Genomic DNA, 16,043 nt, shown 5'->3' with positions numbered 1-16,043 from the left:
GGCAAGCGACGATCAGCGGCGGCGGAACAGCGGCAGCGGTTCGTCGGTGGCGCCCTGGTAGGTCACCGAAAAGTCCTTCAGGCTCTGCAGCGCGTCTTCCGGGTCCTTGTCGGCACGGATGGCGAACGCGTCGAAGCCGCAGCGGGCCATGTAGAACAGCTGGTCGCGCAGCACGTCGCCGATGGCGCGCAGCTCGCCCTTGAACTTGTAGCGGTCACGCAGCAGGCGTGCGTTGGAGTAGTTGCGCCCGTCGGTAAAGGCCGGGAAGTTCAGGGCGATGACCTGGAAGTGCTCGACGTCTTCGCCGATTTCCTCGGCTTCCTCGTCGCTGTCCAGCCAGATGCCCAGGCCGCCATCGCGGGCCTTGAGCAGGCTCGGATGATCGCGCCACAGCTGCAGCGGCACGATGTAGTCGTCGCAGTTGGTCAGCTCGTCGATCGAGACGTCCTTGGGCAGCAGGTGCCAGGTTTCGTCGACGATCTGGTTGTTCTTAATGATTCGCTGCATAGACGCGTTCCTTGAAGGGGTCGATGCCGATCCGCTGGTAGGTGTCGATGAAGCGCTCGTCTTCGGTGCGCTGCTCGACGTATACATTGATCAGCTTCTCGATCACGTCGGCCATGTCGTCCTGGGCGAAGGAGGGCCCGAGGATCTTGCCCAGGCTGGCGTCGCGGGCAGCGTTGCCGCCCAGCGAGACCTGGTAGAACTCTTCGCCCTTCTTGTCCACGCCAAGGATGCCGATGTGGCCGACGTGGTGGTGGCCGCAGGCGTTCATGCAGCCGGAGATGTTCAGGTCGAGCTCGCCGATGTCGAACAGGTAGTCCAGGTCGTCGAAGCGGCGCTGGATGGATTCGGCGATCGGGATCGACTTGGCGTTGGCCAGCGAGCAGAAGTCACCGCCCGGGCAGCAGATGATGTCGGTCAGCAGGCCGATGTTCGGGGTGGCGAAGCCTTGCTCGCGCAGTTCCAGCCAGAGGGCGTGCAGCTGGCGCTGCTCGACGTCGGCGAGGATGATGTTCTGCTCGTGGGAGGTACGCAGGTAACCGAAGCTGTAGCGTTCGGCGAAGTCCGCGACGGCGTCGAGCTGCTTGTCGGTCAGGTCGCCCGGGGCGACGCCGGTGGGCTTGAGCGACAGGGTCACGGCAACATAGCCCGGCTTCTTGTGCGCGCGGGTGTTGCGCGAACGCCAGCGGGCGAAGCCTGGGTGCTCGGCGTCCAGGGGGGCGTAGTCGACATTGTCGAGGGCCAGGTACTCGGGGTCGACGAAGTGACGGGCAACGCGCTGCACCTCGTCCTCGGTCAGGGTGGTGCTGCCGCCGCGCAGGTGGGCCATCTCGGCCTCGACCTTCTCGGCGAACACTTCCGGGGTGAGGGCCTTGACCAGGATCTTGATCCGCGCCTTGTACTTGTTGTCACGGCGGCCGTAACGGTTGTACACGCGCAGGATGGCGTCCAGGTAGCTGAGCAGGTCCTGCCAGGGCAGGAACTCGTTGATGAACGAGCCGATCACCGGGGTACGGCCCAGGCCGCCGCCGACCAGTACGCGGAAGCCCAGCTCGCCGGCGGCGTTGCGCACCGGCTCCAGGCCGATGTCGTGCACTTCGATGGCGGCGCGGTCGTCGCTGGAGCCGTTGACGGCGATCTTGAACTTGCGCGGCAGGTAGGCGAATTCCGGGTGGAAGGTGGTCCACTGGCGGACGATCTCGCACCACGGGCGCGGGTCCACCAGCTCGTCGGCGGCGACACCGGCGAACTGGTCGGTGGTGACGTTGCGCAGGCAGTTGCCGCTGGTCTGGATCGCGTGCATCTGCACGGTGGCCAGCTCGGCGAGGATCTCCGGGATGTCTTCCAGCGCCGGCCAGTTGTACTGCACGTTCTGGCGGGTGCTGATGTGCGCGTAGCCCTTGTCGTAGTCGCGGGCGATCTTCGCCAGCATGCGGGTCTGACGGGCGTTCAGCTGGCCATAGGGCACGGCGACACGCAGCATCGGCGCGAAACGTTGGATATACAGGCCGTTCTGCAGGCGCAGAGGGCGGAATTCTTCTTCGCTCAGCTCACCGGCCAGGTAGCGGCGGGTCTGATCACGGAACTGCTTGACGCGGTCCTCGATGATCCGCTGATCGTACTCGTCGTATACGTACATATAAGTCCTGTCTCAGGCTAGCATGCAGCTAATCGCGCGCACGGCCGCGCACTCCGGGTCGGAGCCGAGGCACGATAGCAGAGTGGGTTTATGCGCTAAAGTGATGTTTTTGCATATGAAAAGAACCATTTGGACTAAGTGAGACTGACTGGCATTTGTCCGCGCCGGTACATCGCGGCGCTATAATCCGGGGTTTGCTCCGCAGGGAAGTAACAGCATGCTCAAGGCCTTGTGCCAGAGCCTGTGCCTGAGCCTGCCGCTGGCAGCGAGCGCACAGGCCGCGTCCGTGGTGTTCCTCAACCCGGGCTATTCCAACGAGACGTTCTGGGTCGATTACTCGCGCTTCATGCAGGCCGCCGCCAACGACCTGGGCATGGCCTTGCGCGTGCAGTACAGCGAGCGCCGCGCCGACCTCGCGCTGACCCAGGCCCGCGAGGTGCTGCAAGGACCGCAGCGCCCGGACTACCTGGTGCTGGTCAACGAGCAGTATGTCGCGCCGGAGATCATCCGCCTGTCGCGGGGTACCGGGGTCAAGCTGTTCCTGGTCAACAACGGCCTTACCGACAGCCAGGCGCACAGCATCCAGGCGCAGCCGGACAAATACCCCGAAGTGCTCGGTACCCTGGTCAGCAACGACGAGGAGGCCGGCTACCAGATGCTCAAGGTGATGGCGGCGCAGCTGCCGGCCGAGTCGCAGGCGGTTGAGCTGCTGGCCTTCGCCGGGGTCAAGACCACGCCGGCCTCGCAGTTGCGCGTGCAGGGCATGCGCCGGGCGTTGGCGGAGTTCCCCCAGGTGCGCCTGCGCCAGGTCGTGTACGGCGGCTGGAGCCGCCAGCGCGCCTTCGAGCAGGCGCAGATGCTGCTGGAGCGCTATCCCGACACGCGCCTGGTGTGGTCGGCCAACGACCAGATGGCGTTCGGTGCCATGCAGGCATTCGAGGCGCTGGGCAAGCTGCCCGGCCGCGATGCCCTGTTCAGTGCGGTCAACAGCTCGCCCGAGGCCCTGCGTGCGCGGATCGACGGACGCCTGAGCGTGCTGATGGGCGGGCATTTCACCCTGGGCGGCTGGGCCATGGTCATGCTGCACGATGACGCCCAGGGGCTGGCGGTGGATCGCGACGGCCAGCGTGAACATAGCGTGCCGGCCTTGCAGCTGATCGACCCGGACAAGGCCCGACGCTGGCTCAAGCTGCTGGAGCAGGACAACCACGGCATCGACTTCCACCGTTTCAGTGCCGAGGGCAGGCCGACGGACTTTCGTTACCCCTTTCTCACGTCACCCGTCGACTATTGAAAGACCCTGCTTGAGGGAAGGGCATTGCTGGACTTAACTGCTGCTTGTGAAGTGCATTCCCATAACCACTACAAGAGGCAATGCAATGGGAAACTCTACCAAGGTCCGCAAAGCTGACAGCAGTGTCGATGCCTGGGCGATCCTGTGTCTGATCGTGCTGGTGGTGGTCACTGCGGTGTACTGGGTCAGCCATCAGTAGCGGATAACTGCTCAAGACCGTGAGTAACACCTGAACCGCCCGCGGAAGGGAAATCCGCGGGCGGGTTGCGTTTGGGTCGGCCCCGGCGATCTTTGCCCAAAACGCCGACATCCTGGGGCCGTTGCACGGCCCTTTCGCGGCACAAGGCCGCTCCTACAGGGGCTTTAGCGCGCCGTCAGGTGCATCGCCAGCTGCACCAGGCCGATGAGCACGAAGATGAAGATCAGCGTGAACAGCGTCCCCATCACGATGAAATGGCTGGCCTTGCCGTAGGTGAAGTCGCGGGCGCGGTTCTTGCCGCTCTGCACGCCGAAGGCGGCGGCGAGGATGCTCTGCAGCATCTGCCAGAAGGTCGGTGGCTTGCCGTGTTGGTGATCGTCCATGAGTGGCTCCCTGATTCAGAGGCAATCACCGACAGTGTAGGCGACTCAGGCCGATGCCATGGCCGGATCCGCCTGTTCCTGCTCATCCTGGGCCACCACCCGTTCGCACAGCTCGATGATCTGCTCGCGCATCCAGCGGTTGGCCGGGTCCTGATCGGTGCTTTCGTGCCAGTACAGGTGGGTCTCCAGCGCCGGCACCTCCACCGGCAGCGGCTGGTGGCGCAGTTGGTGGCGACGGGCGAAACGCTCGGGCACGGTCATGACCATGTCGGTCTGCTGCAGCACCTGCGAGGCCATCAGGTAGTGCTGCGAGCGCAGCGCGACACGCCGCTGCACGCCCATCTTGCCCAGGGCCAGGTCCACATAGCCCAGGCCGTTGCGGCGGCTGGAGATATGGATGTGGGTCATGGCCAGGTAGCTGTCCAGGGTCAGCTTGCCGTCGGCCTGCGGGTGGCCGGGGCGCATGGCGCAGACGTAGCGGTCCTGCATGAGCTTGACGTGGCGCACCTGCGGGTCGGTGTTCAGCGGCGCGTCGACGGCGAAGTCCAGGCGCCCGGCAGCCAGTTCCTTGGTGGTCTCGCGGCGCTTGCACAGGAAGCTCTCGATCACCAGTGCCGGGGCCAGCCGACGCAGGCGCTGGAACAGCGGCGGCAATATCACTGCCTCGGTGAGGTCGGTCATGCTGATGCGGAAGGTCTTGCTGGCCTGCAGCGGGGTGAAGATGCGGCTTTCCTGCACCGAGGTGCGCAGCAGCGACAGTGCGTTGCGCACCGGGCCGATGATGTTCTGCGCCATGGGCGTGGGCACCATGCCCTGGGCGGTGCGCACGAACAGCGGGTCATTGAAGGTCTCGCGCAGGCGCGACAGGGCGTTGGACACCGCCGGCTGGGTGATGCCGACGATCTGCCCGGCGCGGGTCAGGTTGGCTTCGGTGTAGATGGCGTCGAAGACGATGAACAGGTTGAGGTCGACCTTGCTGAGGTTCATGGCGCCGCTCTTTGTTGGAGTTATCGGGGGATCATATATTGGTTATGAATGTTTATACACGTAGAAAATAGACTAGGTGGATGAAGGGTGGCTGTTCTAGGCTCAGGTCCATGTTCTTCATTGACTGAAGGTAGCCCCGATGGATTTCGCCTATTCGCCCAAGGTCCAGGCACTGCGCGAGCGCGTCAGCGCATTCATGGATGCATACGTCTACCCGGCCGAGCCGGTGTTCGAGCGCCAGGTCGCCGAGGGCGACCGCTGGCAGCCCACCGCGATCGTCGAGGAACTCAAGGCCAAGGCCCGCGCCGAGGGGCTGTGGAACCTGTTCCTGCCGGAGTCGGAGTACGGCGCGGGGCTGACCAACCTCGAATACGCGCCACTGGCCGAGATCATGGGTCGTTCGCTGTTGGGGCCCGAGCCGTTCAACTGCTCGGCGCCGGACACCGGCAACATGGAAGTGCTGGTGCGCTACGCCAGCGAGGCGCAGAAGCGCCAGTGGCTCGAGCCGCTGCTGCGCGGCGAGATCCGCTCGGCGTTCGCCATGACCGAGCCGGACGTGGCCTCCTCGGACGCCACCAACATGGCCGCCACCGCCGTGCGCGACGGTGACGAGTGGGTGATCAACGGCCGCAAGTGGTGGACTTCCGGCGCCTGCGATCCGCGCTGCAAGGTGATGATCTTCATGGGCCTGTCCAATCCGGACGGCCAGCGCCACCAGCAGCACTCGATGATCCTGGTGCCCACCGACGCACCCGGGGTGAAGATCGTCCGCCCGCTGCCGGTGTTCGGCTACGACGACGCGCCCCACGGCCACGCCGAAGTGCTGTTCGAGAACGTCCGCGTGCCTTATGAAAACGTGCTCTTGGGCGAGGGCCGCGGCTTCGAGATCGCCCAGGGCCGCCTTGGCCCGGGCCGAATTCACCACTGCATGCGCTCGATCGGTATGGCCGAACGCGCCCTGGAGCTGATGTGCAAGCGCTCGGTCGAGCGCACCGCCTTCGGCCGGCCCTTGGCGCGGTTGGGGGGCAACGTCGACAAGATCGCCGACTCGCGGATGGAGATCGACATGGCCCGCCTGCTGACCCTGAAGGCCGCCTACATGATGGACACCGTCGGCAACAAGGTGGCGCGCAGCGAGATCGCCCAGATCAAGGTGGTGGCGCCCAACGTTGCGCTGAAGGTGATCGACCGGGCCATCCAGATCCATGGCGGGGCGGGGGTGAGCGGTGATTTCCCGCTGGCGTACATGTATGCGATGCAGCGCACCCTGCGCCTGGCCGACGGGCCGGATGAAGTGCACCGGGCGGCGATCGGCAAGTATGAGATTGGCAAGTATGTGCCGAAGGAGATGTTGCGCAGCGGGCATTGATGCAACGAAAGGAAACCTTCCCTGACCTCTCTATGGGGAGGTTTCCCGCTTTGCTGTAGGGCGTTTCCCAAGCTGGGTCCTGTTGCCCTCGACAGGAGAGAAGTGCCGCTAGTTTCCTGCTCTTTGCACAGCATGTCGGTCCGATAATCGCGCCCCGCATTGGTAGAGTTTCAGCTACCAATGCGGGGCCCGGCGACCAGGCGTTTGCTCAAGGCGTCTTGAGGTCCAGCGCCAGATCCTTCGCCGCCTTGGTCGCGAGCACGCTCATCAGTTTGCCCATCTCGTCCTGACGACCAAGCCCCGCGTCGGAGCCTCCCATCATCACGCCGGGCACCGGCGCCTGGGCTGCTGCGTTGGCCCAGGCGCGGTTGATCTGTACCAGGGCGTCGAGCTTGGTCTGCAGGGCGCCGTCGGCCTTGAGCGAGGCTTCACGTGCATAGGCTTCCGCGTCGGCCGTGATCTTGGTGGCCTCGGCGTTGACCTTGGCCTTGTCTCGGAGCAGCTCGGCGGTTTGCTTGTCGATCTCGGCCCGGCGTTTTTCCCGTTCGGCGTTGATCAGGGTGAGCTGTTTCTCGGTCTCGGCTTCCGTGGTGCGTTCGATCTGCTGGCGCAGGCTTTCCTGGCGCTTGGCCTCGACGTCCTTGGCGCCGCGGGCGGAGACCAGCTCCTTCTCTTCTTCTTCCTTGAGCCGGTTTTGCCGGGCCACGGCCAGTTCGGCCAGGGCCTGCTGCACCCTCACCATGCGTTCCTGGTACTGGGGGTTGGGGTCGATGTGCGTCACCCGGGCATCGACGACTTCGACGCCGAACAGGCGGAACTGCTGTTGCTTGCGCAGTTCCTGGCCGTCCTTGTCGAGCTTCTTCTCGATGACGAAGCGGGTCGCGGAGTTATCGCCGAAACTGCCCTGGTCGGTGCCCGACTGGAGTATCGCGGTCTGTGCCGGCAGGTTGTCGCGCTGCACGCGAATCTCCTTGCGGCTGGTCAGGTACAGGCCGTTGCGCAACTGGTTCTCGAACTCGGCGCCAAAGTGGCTGCGGTTGCCGGCGTAGTAGTCATCGGCGCTCATCAGCGAAGCGGTGGCCTGCAGGGTTTCCTTGACGGCGGGCAGCAGGGCGCGCTGCAGGAAGTTGTCGGGGGTGCGGTACTCCTGGGCAATCTTCAGGAAGGCATCGCCCGAGGGCAGGCGGAACTGGGTGCTGAATTCGGCCTTGGCGTCGACGTTGCCGAGGAACACGATCGGCAGGTTTTCCAGGATCACCGACGGTTGTCCGCTGCGGTTGTCCTCCTGGTTGTCCACCCGCAGGGCGGACTGGACGCCAATGGTGCGTCGCCAGACCGTGCTACGACCGAACCACTTGGTCGCGTAGCCGACATCCTCGACCACCTTCTCTTCGCCGAAGATCGTGCGCACGTGAGTCATCTGGCCCGCTTCGTTGTAGAAGAACACTTGGTTGAACACGGCGGCGATGGCGCCGAGGGCAAGCACCGGCAGGGTGATGGCGGCAATCAGCTTGCGCTTCTTGCGCAGGATCGTGAAGTCGGGGGCTGGCAATTTTTGCATGGGACACTCCTTGTGCGGGAAGTGCGTATGCTCGCCAAGGTGTTTTGCCTGGAGTAGTCAGCTGGGTCCGCTTGCTATGTAGGACGTTTCTGGGTGAGCGGTGAGCATGCCGGGAAATGGCAGAAGACCCGCCGCGGCGGGTCTTCCTGTCGATCATCAGCCCGGCGGATTCAGACCCCCGCCGCCAGCTTTGCACTCACTTGCCGACGACGATATTCACTGTCCCGGCTGGCCAGCCACCAGTACAGCGGCGAGGTGATCGCCAGCCCCACCAGCCACGACAGGTCGGCGCCATTGATGTGCACGGACACCGGCCCGACGTACAGCGGTGTGTTCATGAACGGGATCTGCACCGCGATACCCACCGCGTAGGCAATCAGCGCCTGGGGGTTGTAGCGGCCGTAGATGCCGCCGTCGACCTTGAAGATCGAGTCGATGTCGTAGTCGCCCTTGTGGATGACATAGAAGTCGATCAGGTTGATCGCCGTCCACGGCACCAGCACCACCAGCAGCACCAGCACCATGTCGACGAAGTGGCCGATGAAGTCCGCCGAGGCGAACACCGCCACCACGCAGCAGGCGGCCAGGACGATCAGCGACAGCACGGCGCGGCTCTTGGCGGTGGGGATCCAGCGGTAGGCGAAGGTCTGCACCAGGGTGATGATCGACAGCACCGCGCCGTACAGGTTGAGGGCGTTGTGGCTGATCACGCTGAGCAGGAACAGCACCAGCATCAGCGGGCCGAGGGTGCCGGTGGCGAGTTTGACCGCGTCCATGGTGTCCATCCCGGCCGGGATCGCCAGCACCGCGACCGCGCCGAAGATGAACGACAGGCTCGAGCCCAGGGCCGAGCCCAGGTAGGTGGTCCAGAAGGTCGAGGACACCTTGACGTCGGCCGGCAGGTAGCGCGAATAGTCCGACACGTAGGGGGCGAAGGCGATCTGCCACAGCGCCGCCAGCGACACGGTGGCCAGCCAGCCGGCCAGGTTGAAGCCGCCGCGGGTGAGGAAGTCGTCGCTCTGCACATGGCTGAAGATGTAGCCGAAGCCGACCACTATGCCGATGCCCAGCACCCAGGTGCCGATGCGGTTGAGCACGTGGATGAAGCGGTAGCCGATGATGCCGATGATGCCCGAGCCCAGGGCGCCGATGACGATGCCTACCGGCACCGGCACGCTGTCGACCACGCCGTGCAGCGACTTGCCGGCCAGGACGATGTTGGAGGCGAAGAAGCCGATGTACATGACCCCGGCGATCACCACCACCAGCAGGGCGCCGAGCGAGCCGAACTGGGCGCGGCTCTGGATCATCTGCGGGATGCCCATCTGCGGGCCCTGGGCCGAGTGCAACGCCATGAGCACGCCGCCGACCAGGTGACCGACGAGGATCGCGACGATGCCCCAGACCAGGTTGAGGTGGAACAGCTGCACGCCGAGCGCGCCGGTGACGATGGGCAACGGCGCGATGTTGCCGCCGAACCACAGTGTGAACAGATCCCTTACCTTTCCATGGCGGTCTTGCGGCGGCACGTAGCCGATCGTGTGTTTCTCGATGAGGGGGGCCGAATTGGCTGCACTGGTCATGACTGACTCCAAGGCAAGGTGGGGCATCGGGGGAGGCCCGGGTGCGTGCCGGCAAGGGGCGACGCGTTCTTGTTGGAGCGATGATGCGGGGCGGGCGGGTATCGAGAAATTAGTAAATTTGTGCTCATGAACCTTAAAAAACCTAAGGCTGGCAAAAGGTTAAGCGGGGGACGGGAGCAAGGAAGGTGCCAGGTGGCGGGAGCGCCTGAGGTAGGTGGGTTGCCGGGGCTACAGGTGGCTTCGGGGGCGCGGTGGTGGTGCAGAATGGGCATTGCTGGTGCACGGGTACAGGTTGACCAGACCGGCCCATTCGCGGGTAAACCCGCTCCCACAGGTTCATCAATAGCCTGCGGAACCTGTGGGTTTACCCGCGAATGGGCCGGTGCAGGCAATACATACCGACCAGGCTACCTACATCGGCAACAACCGGTCCTGGATCACCTCCTTCATCACCAGCGTCGAGCTCAGGCGTTTGACATTGGGAATGCTGGTCAGCTGTTCGTCGTACAGTTTCTGGAACGCCGGCAGGTCCCTGGTCACCACGTGCAGCAGGTAGTCCGGATCGCCGAACAGGCGCTGGGCCTCGACGATCTGTGGAATGTCCGCGAGCGCCGCCTCGAAGTCCGCCACTGGCTGGCGGGTCACTTCGCGCAAGGTCACGAACACCAGCGCGGCGAAGTTCAGGCCCAGGGCCGCCGGGGCCAGGCGGGCGTGGTAGCCGAGGATGGCGCCGGATTCCTCCAGCGCCTTGAGGCGGCGGTGGCAGGGCGACAGGCTCAGGCCCACGCGCTCGGCCAGTTCGGTGACCGACAGGCGTCCGTCTTTTTGCAGCTCGGCAAGGATCTTTCGATCGGTTCGATCCATGGGGAAGAATCTTCCAGTGTTTGGTTTGATTTGGGGAATATACGAAAGAAAATCCCCGGGCGATATCCGTAGTCTTTCTTTCACCGAAACCTGCGTGAAAGGAAGGGTCGATATGACCATGAGTGTGTTGGCGGCGTTCTGGGCCGTTTCCCTGCTGTTCGTGATCACCCCCGGTGCCGACTGGGCCTATGCCATCTCGGCCGGCATGCGCGGGCGCTGGGTGGTGCCGGCGGTGGCCGGCATGCTGTCCGGGCATTTTCTCGTCACCCTGGTGGTGGCGGCCGGGGTCGGCAGCCTGCTCGCGGGGCATCCGCTGGCGCTGACCCTGCTCACCCTGGCCGGCTGCCTCTACCTGCTGTGGCTGGGCGGCAACCTGCTGTTGAGCCCGGCGGTGCCCGAGGCGGGCGAGGGCGGCGAGCGCGACTCGGGGTCGCGCTGGGCGTTCAAGGGTTTGTGCGTCAGTGGGCTGAATCCCAAGGTCTTCCTGCTGTTCCTGGCGTTGCTGCCGCAGTTCACCGACCCGCAGTCGAGCTGGCCGTTGCCGTTGCAGATCCTGCTGCTGGGGCTGGTGCACCTGGGCAGCTCGCTGGTGATCTACCTGATGGTCGGCTACGGCGCCAAGGCCGTGCTGCGCACTCGGCCCGCGGCGGCGCGGGTGGTGGGACGGTTGTCCGGCGGCGTGATGATCCTGATCGCCGTGGAGCTGATTGCCGGGCAATTGCGCTGAACCTGTCAACGGCGGCGGCTTGGGCTATGCTGACGGCCCTCATGAATCGGAACCGCCAACCATGAAATACGCCGCCGCATTCCTGCTCAGCCTGCTTCCATTGCTGGCCCATGCCGTGCAGACCGGGGAAACCCTCGCGCCCTGGACCCTGCTCGACCAGTACGATCAGCCCTACAGCCTGGGCAGCGACACCCGCATTCTGCTGGTCGCCCGCGACATGGACGGTGCCAAGCTGATGAAGGCGGCCCTGGCCGAGCAGCCCAAGGGCTACCTGGAGGCGCGCAATGCGGTGTTCGTCGCGGATATCCAGCGCATGCCGGCGCTGATCAGCAAGCTGTTCGCCATCCCGGCCATGCGTGACTACAGCTACCGGGTGCTGCTGGACCGTGAAGGCCAGGTCGCCAGTCGTTATGCCGGGGAGGAGGGCAAGGTGCTGTGGCTCTCGCTGGACAAGGGCGTACTGGTCGGGCAGAAGACCTATACCGCTGCCGATGACCTGAAAGCGGCGCTGGAGCAGGCCGCCCACTGAACCGATGGCCCTGTGCAGGCGAGCCTCGTGGGAGCGGGCTTGCCCCGCGAAAGGGCCACTAGCGACAGCGCGGCAGGTTCAGGTAAACGCCTGGCGCATCAACTCAGGCAACACTTCGCCCGCCTTGCCGGCCAGCACGAACTCTCGCGGATGCCCCTCGCTCTCAGGCTGCGGATTGACATGCACCACCGTCGCCCCCGCCGCCAGCGCCAGCCGTGGAATCGAGGCCGCCGGCTGCACCACGCCGGACGTTCCCACCGACAACAGCAGGTCGCATTGCTGCGCGGCGTCGAACGCCCGCTCCAGCGTCTGCTCCGGCAACATCTCGCCGAACCACACCACCCCGGGCCGCAGCGGCCCGGCGCAACGGCTGCAGCGCGGAGGCTCAATGCGCCGGCCTTGCAGGGCGTCCTCGGGCAGGGCCACAGGCGCGTCCACCGGCCGTGCGCAGTCCAGGCAGCGGAACGCGTCCAGCCGCCCATGCAAATGCAGCACGTCCTGGCTGCCGGCGCGTTCGTGCAGGTCGTCAACGTTCTGCGTCACCAGGGTCAGCTTCGGTACCCGCGCCGCCAGCGCCGCGATGGCCTGGTGAGCGGGGTTGGGCGTGGCCTGGGCGATTCCCGCTCGGCGCATCTGGTACCAGCCCCAGACCAGCGCCGGGTCGGCGCGAAAGCCTTCGGCGCTGGCCAGTTGCGCCGGGTCGAAACGCTCCCACAACCCGGTCAGCTTGTCGCGGAAGGTGGCGATGCCGCTTTCGGCGGATACCCCGGCACCGGTGAACACCACCACGTGGCGGGCTTGGGTGAGCAAGGTTGGATCGAACGGCATGGGGGCTCCAGGACGACGGTGCGAGGGCGCCACTGTGCCAGTGGGGCCGGAAGGCGACAAGCACCGGGGAGTCGGGGGCTTGACCTCGACCTAACCTGAGGTCTGATACTCGGCCGCTCATTCCATCGACGGAGCGATACCATGACCCAGCCAGCCGCCTTCGCCCTGAGCAACCCCGAAGGCCTCTACGACCCCAGTGGCAATGCCTATTCCCATGTCGCCGAAGTGCGTGCCGGCAGCCGCCTGCTGTACATCGCCGGGCAGGGCGGCGAGGACCTGCAGGGCAATCTCTCGGCGCGATTCGACGAGCAGGCGCGCCAGGCCCTGGTGAACCTGAAGATTGCCCTGGCCTCCCGTGGGGCCACTCTTGAGCACGTGTTCAAGCTCACCTTGCTGGTGGTCGATCATTCCGAGGCGCGCCTGAGCCAGTGGGTGGCCGAGGCCGAGCGCGCCTGGGGTGGCAGGATGACGCCGACCTGCACGCTGATTCCGGTCCCGCGCCTGGCGCTGGACGGGATGCTGGTGGAAGTGGATGCGGTGGCGGCGCTGCCCGAGGCGTGAGCGATCGGCCCTGCACAATCCCTGTAGGAGCGGCCTTGTGCCGCGAAGGGGCGCGTAGCGGCCCCAGGGTTCCAATTTAAAGCAGAAATCGCCGGGGCCGCTTTGCGGCCCTTCGCGGCACAAGGCCGCTCCTGCAGGGGGGCGTGCAAGCCCTGCCCACGATGGACTGGTAGACTCGCGATTTGCCAATCGATCGAGCCTGCGCCATGACCGCCCCTGTCGAACTGCACCAGACCGGCCCCGAGCACGTCGAACTGATGCGCAACCTCTACCAGTTCTACGCCTACGAGTCCTCCGACTGGGAGCAGGAGGACGTCGAGGTGGACGGGCGCTTCTACATCCACGAGCCGCACTTCGCCCGCTACTGGCAAACCCCCGGCTGGAGCGCCAACCTGATCCTGGTGGACGGCTTCATCGCCGGCTTCATGCTTATCGAGCGCAGCGAACTGCCCGGCATCGAGGCCTGCGAGTTGGCCGACCTGTTCATCCTCAAGAAGTACCGCCGCCAGGGCGTGGGCCTGGCGGTGGCGCGCCAGACGCTGTGCGAAGGCGACAGCGACTGGCTGGTGCGCTGCTATCGCGAGGATGCCCCGGCCCTGGCGTTCTGCCAGGCAGTGCTGGCGGACCTGCCGCGTCCGGTGCGGGAGATCGCGCTGGATGACGAGCCGCAACTGCGCAATTTCCTGGTGACCCGACGGCGGCACTGACCACCCCGCAGATTTTTTGTGACGCACTTCACAAAAGACCTGCGTCGAGCGGCATAATGCCAGCACTTCGTTATTTCGGACTGTTCCGACGTACGGTCCGGAGGTTTCCTATTCCTGCTGTGAAGGAGTCAGGTCATTCCCATGCCGCTCGCCGCCAATCCTGACATGATGTACCGGTTGTTGATCCAGAGTGTGGCGGACTACGCCATCTACCAGCTCACCCCCGAGGGCATCGTCGCCAACTGGAACCCGGGCGCGCAGCGGGCCAAGGGCTACCAGGCCGAGGAGATCATCGGCCAGCACTTCTCGGTGTTCTATACCGACGAGGACCGCCATGCCGGCCTGCCGGCGCTCAGCCTGGACACCGCGCGTAACGAGGGGCGTTTCCAGGCCGAAGGACTGCGCCAGCGCAAGGACGGTTCGCACTTCTGGACCAGCGTGGTGATCGAGCCGATCAAGGATGAACACAGCGGACAGTTGATCGGCTATGCCAAGATCACCCGCGACATCTCCGAGCGCCGCCAACATGAGCTGGAGCTGCTCAAGGCCAAGGAGCTGGCCGAACAGTACAGCCAGGAGATGACCACCCTGTCGCAGTTCCTCGACTCGGTGATCGCCAACATTCCTGCCAGCGTCATAGTCCAGGACCTGCAGAGTCAGCAGATCCTCCTGGCCAACCAGCAGGCCGAGTACCTGTTCGGCCGCCAGGGCACGCGCATGGTCGGCCAGCTGCCCGGCCAGTGCCTGGTGCCAGCGGCCGTCGACTACCTCGAACAGCAGCTGGCCCGCGGGGCGCGCAGTACCAAGGGCTACGCAGCCGAAACCCGGGTCGACACCGCCACGGGGCCGCGCACCCTGCGCAGCCGGGCCACGCTCTGCGACAACCGCGAAGGGCAGGGGGACTACGTGCTGTTCGTCGCCGAGGACGCCACCGAGGAACTGGCCGCCCATGCCCAGATCCATCACATGGCCCACCACGACGCCCTGACCGGGCTGCCCAACCGTACCCTGTTCCACGAGCGTCTCAAGCAGGCGCTGCTGCGCGGCGAGGACAGCGACAAGCTGACCGCCGCCCTGTGCCTGGACCTGGACAACTTCAAGAACATCAACGACACCCTTGGCCACGCTTTCGGCGACAAGCTGCTGCGCGCCCTGGGCAAGCGCCTGCGCCGCGAGCTGCGCGAGCACGACACCCTGGCCAGGCTCGGTGGCGACGAGTTCGCCGTGGTGCTGTCGGGCCTGGAGACCGGCGATGCGGCGCGCAATACCGCCCAGCGCCTGATCGAGGCGATCTGCCCGCCGTTCCATATCGAAGGGCACCAGTTCAGCGTGGGGGTGAGCATCGGCGTGGCGGTCGCGCCTGACGACCACGACCAGGCCGAGCAGTTGCTGGGCTACGCCGACATGGCCCTGTACGAGGCCAAGCGCAATGGCCGCAACCGCTACGAGTGCTTCCATGTCGAACTGGATGTCGCCGCCCGCCAGCGCCGCCTGGTCGAGACCGACCTGCGCACCGCGCTGCACATGGGCCAGCTGCAGCTGCACTACCAGCCGGTGGTGGACCAGCAGAGCGCCAGCGTCACCGGCTACGAGGCCCTGCTGCGCTGGGAGCACCCGAGCCGCGGCATGATCATGCCCATGGATTTCATCCCCATCGCCGAGGAGACCGGGCTGATCCACGAGATTGGCGCCCGGGCGCTGAACCTGGCATGCCAGGAGGCGGCCAGCTGGGGCACCGCGCAGACGGTGTCGGTCAACCTGTCGGCGGTGCAGTTCAAGAACGCCAACCTGGTGCACACCGTGGCCCTGGCCCTGGCTGACTCGGGACTACCGGCCACGCGCCTGGAGCTGGAGATCACCGAGTCGGTGCTGCTGGGCAACAGCGAGGAGAACGTGCGCACCCTGCGGGCATTGAAGGATCTGGGTGTGTCGATTTCCCTCGACGATTTCGGCACGGGGTATTCCTCGCTCGGCTACCTGCGCTCGTTCCCCTTCGACCGGATCAAGATCGACAAGTCGTTCGTCCACGACATGTGCGAAAGCCGCGAGGCGATGTCGATCATCCGCGCCATCACCGAGCTGTCCAACAGCCTGATGATCAAGACCACGGCCGAAGGGGTGGAGTCGGCCGAGCAGATGGAGCGTCTGCTGGCCGAGGGGTGCTCGCATTTCCAGGGCTACCTGTACGGCCGACCAGCACCGGCGAGCGAGCGCTTGACGCAGGTGATGCCGCGGTCCTGAACGCACAACCAATTTTGGACTGCATGCTCGATCCGGGTTCTAACGTGGGAGCGGGCTTGACCCGCGA

At 65.4% G+C, this 16,043-nt stretch carries 15 protein-coding genes; 7 read left to right on the top strand and 8 right to left on the bottom strand.

Going from position 1 to position 16,043, the window contains the following annotated elements; genetic code table 11:
- Positions 1 to 12: 12 nt before the first annotated feature.
- Complete coding sequence (locus NMG10_RS08135; protein ID WP_028691443.1) at positions 13 to 507, bottom strand: DUF934 domain-containing protein; 495 nt, start codon at positions 505 to 507, stop codon at positions 13 to 15.
- Positions 491 to 2,143: a nitrite/sulfite reductase gene (locus NMG10_RS08130; RefSeq protein ID WP_186733115.1), complete on the bottom strand. Its 1,653-nt coding sequence runs from the start codon at positions 2,141 to 2,143 to the stop codon at positions 491 to 493. The genes NMG10_RS08135 and NMG10_RS08130 overlap by 17 nt, the downstream gene beginning before the upstream one ends.
- A gap of 217 nt (positions 2,144 to 2,360) precedes the next feature.
- On the opposite strand from NMG10_RS08130, the gene NMG10_RS08125 reads away from it, so the two are divergent.
- Positions 2,361 to 3,437, top strand: coding sequence for an ABC transporter substrate-binding protein (locus tag NMG10_RS08125; RefSeq protein WP_254464141.1), 1,077 nt, complete (start codon positions 2,361 to 2,363; stop codon positions 3,435 to 3,437).
- Positions 3,438 to 3,800: 363 nt separating this feature from the next.
- Here the strand turns inward: NMG10_RS08125 and NMG10_RS08120 are convergent, their stop codons facing one another.
- Positions 3,801 to 4,019, bottom strand: coding sequence for a DUF2970 domain-containing protein (locus NMG10_RS08120; protein ID WP_050706106.1), 219 nt, complete (start codon positions 4,017 to 4,019; stop codon positions 3,801 to 3,803).
- 45 nt (positions 4,020 to 4,064) lie between these two features.
- Positions 4,065 to 5,006 carry a LysR family transcriptional regulator gene (locus NMG10_RS08115; RefSeq protein ID WP_050706105.1) on the bottom strand — a complete coding sequence of 314 codons (942 nt, stop codon included), beginning with the start codon at positions 5,004 to 5,006 and terminating at the stop codon, positions 4,065 to 4,067.
- 139 nt (positions 5,007 to 5,145) lie between these two features.
- Here NMG10_RS08115 and NMG10_RS08110 point away from each other — a divergent pair, with 139 nt between their 5' ends.
- The gene (locus NMG10_RS08110; RefSeq protein ID WP_110738959.1) at positions 5,146 to 6,375 is read left to right on the top strand and encodes an acyl-CoA dehydrogenase; all 1,230 of its coding nucleotides are present in this window, start codon (positions 5,146 to 5,148) and stop codon (positions 6,373 to 6,375) included.
- A 208-nt stretch (positions 6,376 to 6,583) separates the two neighbouring features.
- Here the strand turns inward: NMG10_RS08110 and NMG10_RS08105 are convergent, their stop codons facing one another.
- The 3 genes from NMG10_RS08105 to NMG10_RS08095 form a co-directional block, all read right to left on the bottom strand.
- Positions 6,584 to 7,936, bottom strand: coding sequence for an SPFH domain-containing protein (locus tag NMG10_RS08105; protein ID WP_254464140.1), 1,353 nt, complete (start codon positions 7,934 to 7,936; stop codon positions 6,584 to 6,586).
- 170 nt (positions 7,937 to 8,106) lie between these two features.
- Positions 8,107 to 9,519, bottom strand: a complete 1,413-nt coding sequence (locus NMG10_RS08100) for a cytosine permease (RefSeq protein WP_203652352.1) — start codon at positions 9,517 to 9,519, stop codon at positions 8,107 to 8,109.
- A 411-nt stretch (positions 9,520 to 9,930) separates the two neighbouring features.
- Positions 9,931 to 10,383, bottom strand: coding sequence for an Lrp/AsnC family transcriptional regulator (locus tag NMG10_RS08095; RefSeq protein WP_203652353.1), 453 nt, complete (start codon positions 10,381 to 10,383; stop codon positions 9,931 to 9,933).
- 112 nt (positions 10,384 to 10,495) lie between these two features.
- Here NMG10_RS08095 and NMG10_RS08090 point away from each other — a divergent pair, with 112 nt between their 5' ends.
- Both NMG10_RS08090 and NMG10_RS08085 read left to right on the top strand, forming a co-directional pair.
- On the top strand, positions 10,496 to 11,110 hold the full coding sequence (locus NMG10_RS08090; RefSeq protein WP_186714076.1) for a LysE family translocator: 615 nt from the start codon (positions 10,496 to 10,498) through the stop codon (positions 11,108 to 11,110).
- Between the two features lie 61 nt (positions 11,111 to 11,171).
- On the top strand, positions 11,172 to 11,639 hold the full coding sequence (locus NMG10_RS08085; protein ID WP_254464139.1) for an FAD/FMN-containing dehydrogenase: 468 nt from the start codon (positions 11,172 to 11,174) through the stop codon (positions 11,637 to 11,639).
- A gap of 78 nt (positions 11,640 to 11,717) precedes the next feature.
- Here the strand turns inward: NMG10_RS08085 and NMG10_RS08080 are convergent, their stop codons facing one another.
- A complete protein-coding gene (locus NMG10_RS08080; RefSeq protein WP_254464138.1) occupies positions 11,718 to 12,467 on the bottom strand; it encodes an NAD-dependent deacylase in 750 nt (249 codons plus the stop codon).
- A 141-nt stretch (positions 12,468 to 12,608) separates the two neighbouring features.
- Between NMG10_RS08080 and NMG10_RS08075 the strand changes: the two genes are divergently transcribed.
- From NMG10_RS08075 to NMG10_RS08065, 3 genes are all read left to right on the top strand, one after another.
- The gene (locus NMG10_RS08075) at positions 12,609 to 13,028 is read left to right on the top strand and encodes a RidA family protein (RefSeq protein ID WP_050706097.1); all 420 of its coding nucleotides are present in this window, start codon (positions 12,609 to 12,611) and stop codon (positions 13,026 to 13,028) included.
- 206 nt (positions 13,029 to 13,234) lie between these two features.
- Positions 13,235 to 13,735: a GNAT family N-acetyltransferase gene (locus tag NMG10_RS08070; protein WP_232855555.1), complete on the top strand. Its 501-nt coding sequence runs from the start codon at positions 13,235 to 13,237 to the stop codon at positions 13,733 to 13,735.
- A 141-nt stretch (positions 13,736 to 13,876) separates the two neighbouring features.
- Positions 13,877 to 15,976, top strand: a complete 2,100-nt coding sequence (locus tag NMG10_RS08065; protein WP_254464137.1) for a bifunctional diguanylate cyclase/phosphodiesterase — start codon at positions 13,877 to 13,879, stop codon at positions 15,974 to 15,976.
- Positions 15,977 to 16,043: the final 67 nt, after the last annotated feature.

Origin of the sequence: Pseudomonas sp. DVZ6 (genome assembly GCF_024259445.1) — a bacterium.
Taxonomy (GTDB): Bacteria; Pseudomonadota; Gammaproteobacteria; order Pseudomonadales; family Pseudomonadaceae; genus Aquipseudomonas; species Aquipseudomonas peradeniyensis.
Note: the sequence above shows the minus strand (reverse complement) of the source record. Positions and strands in the feature narration are given on the sequence as shown.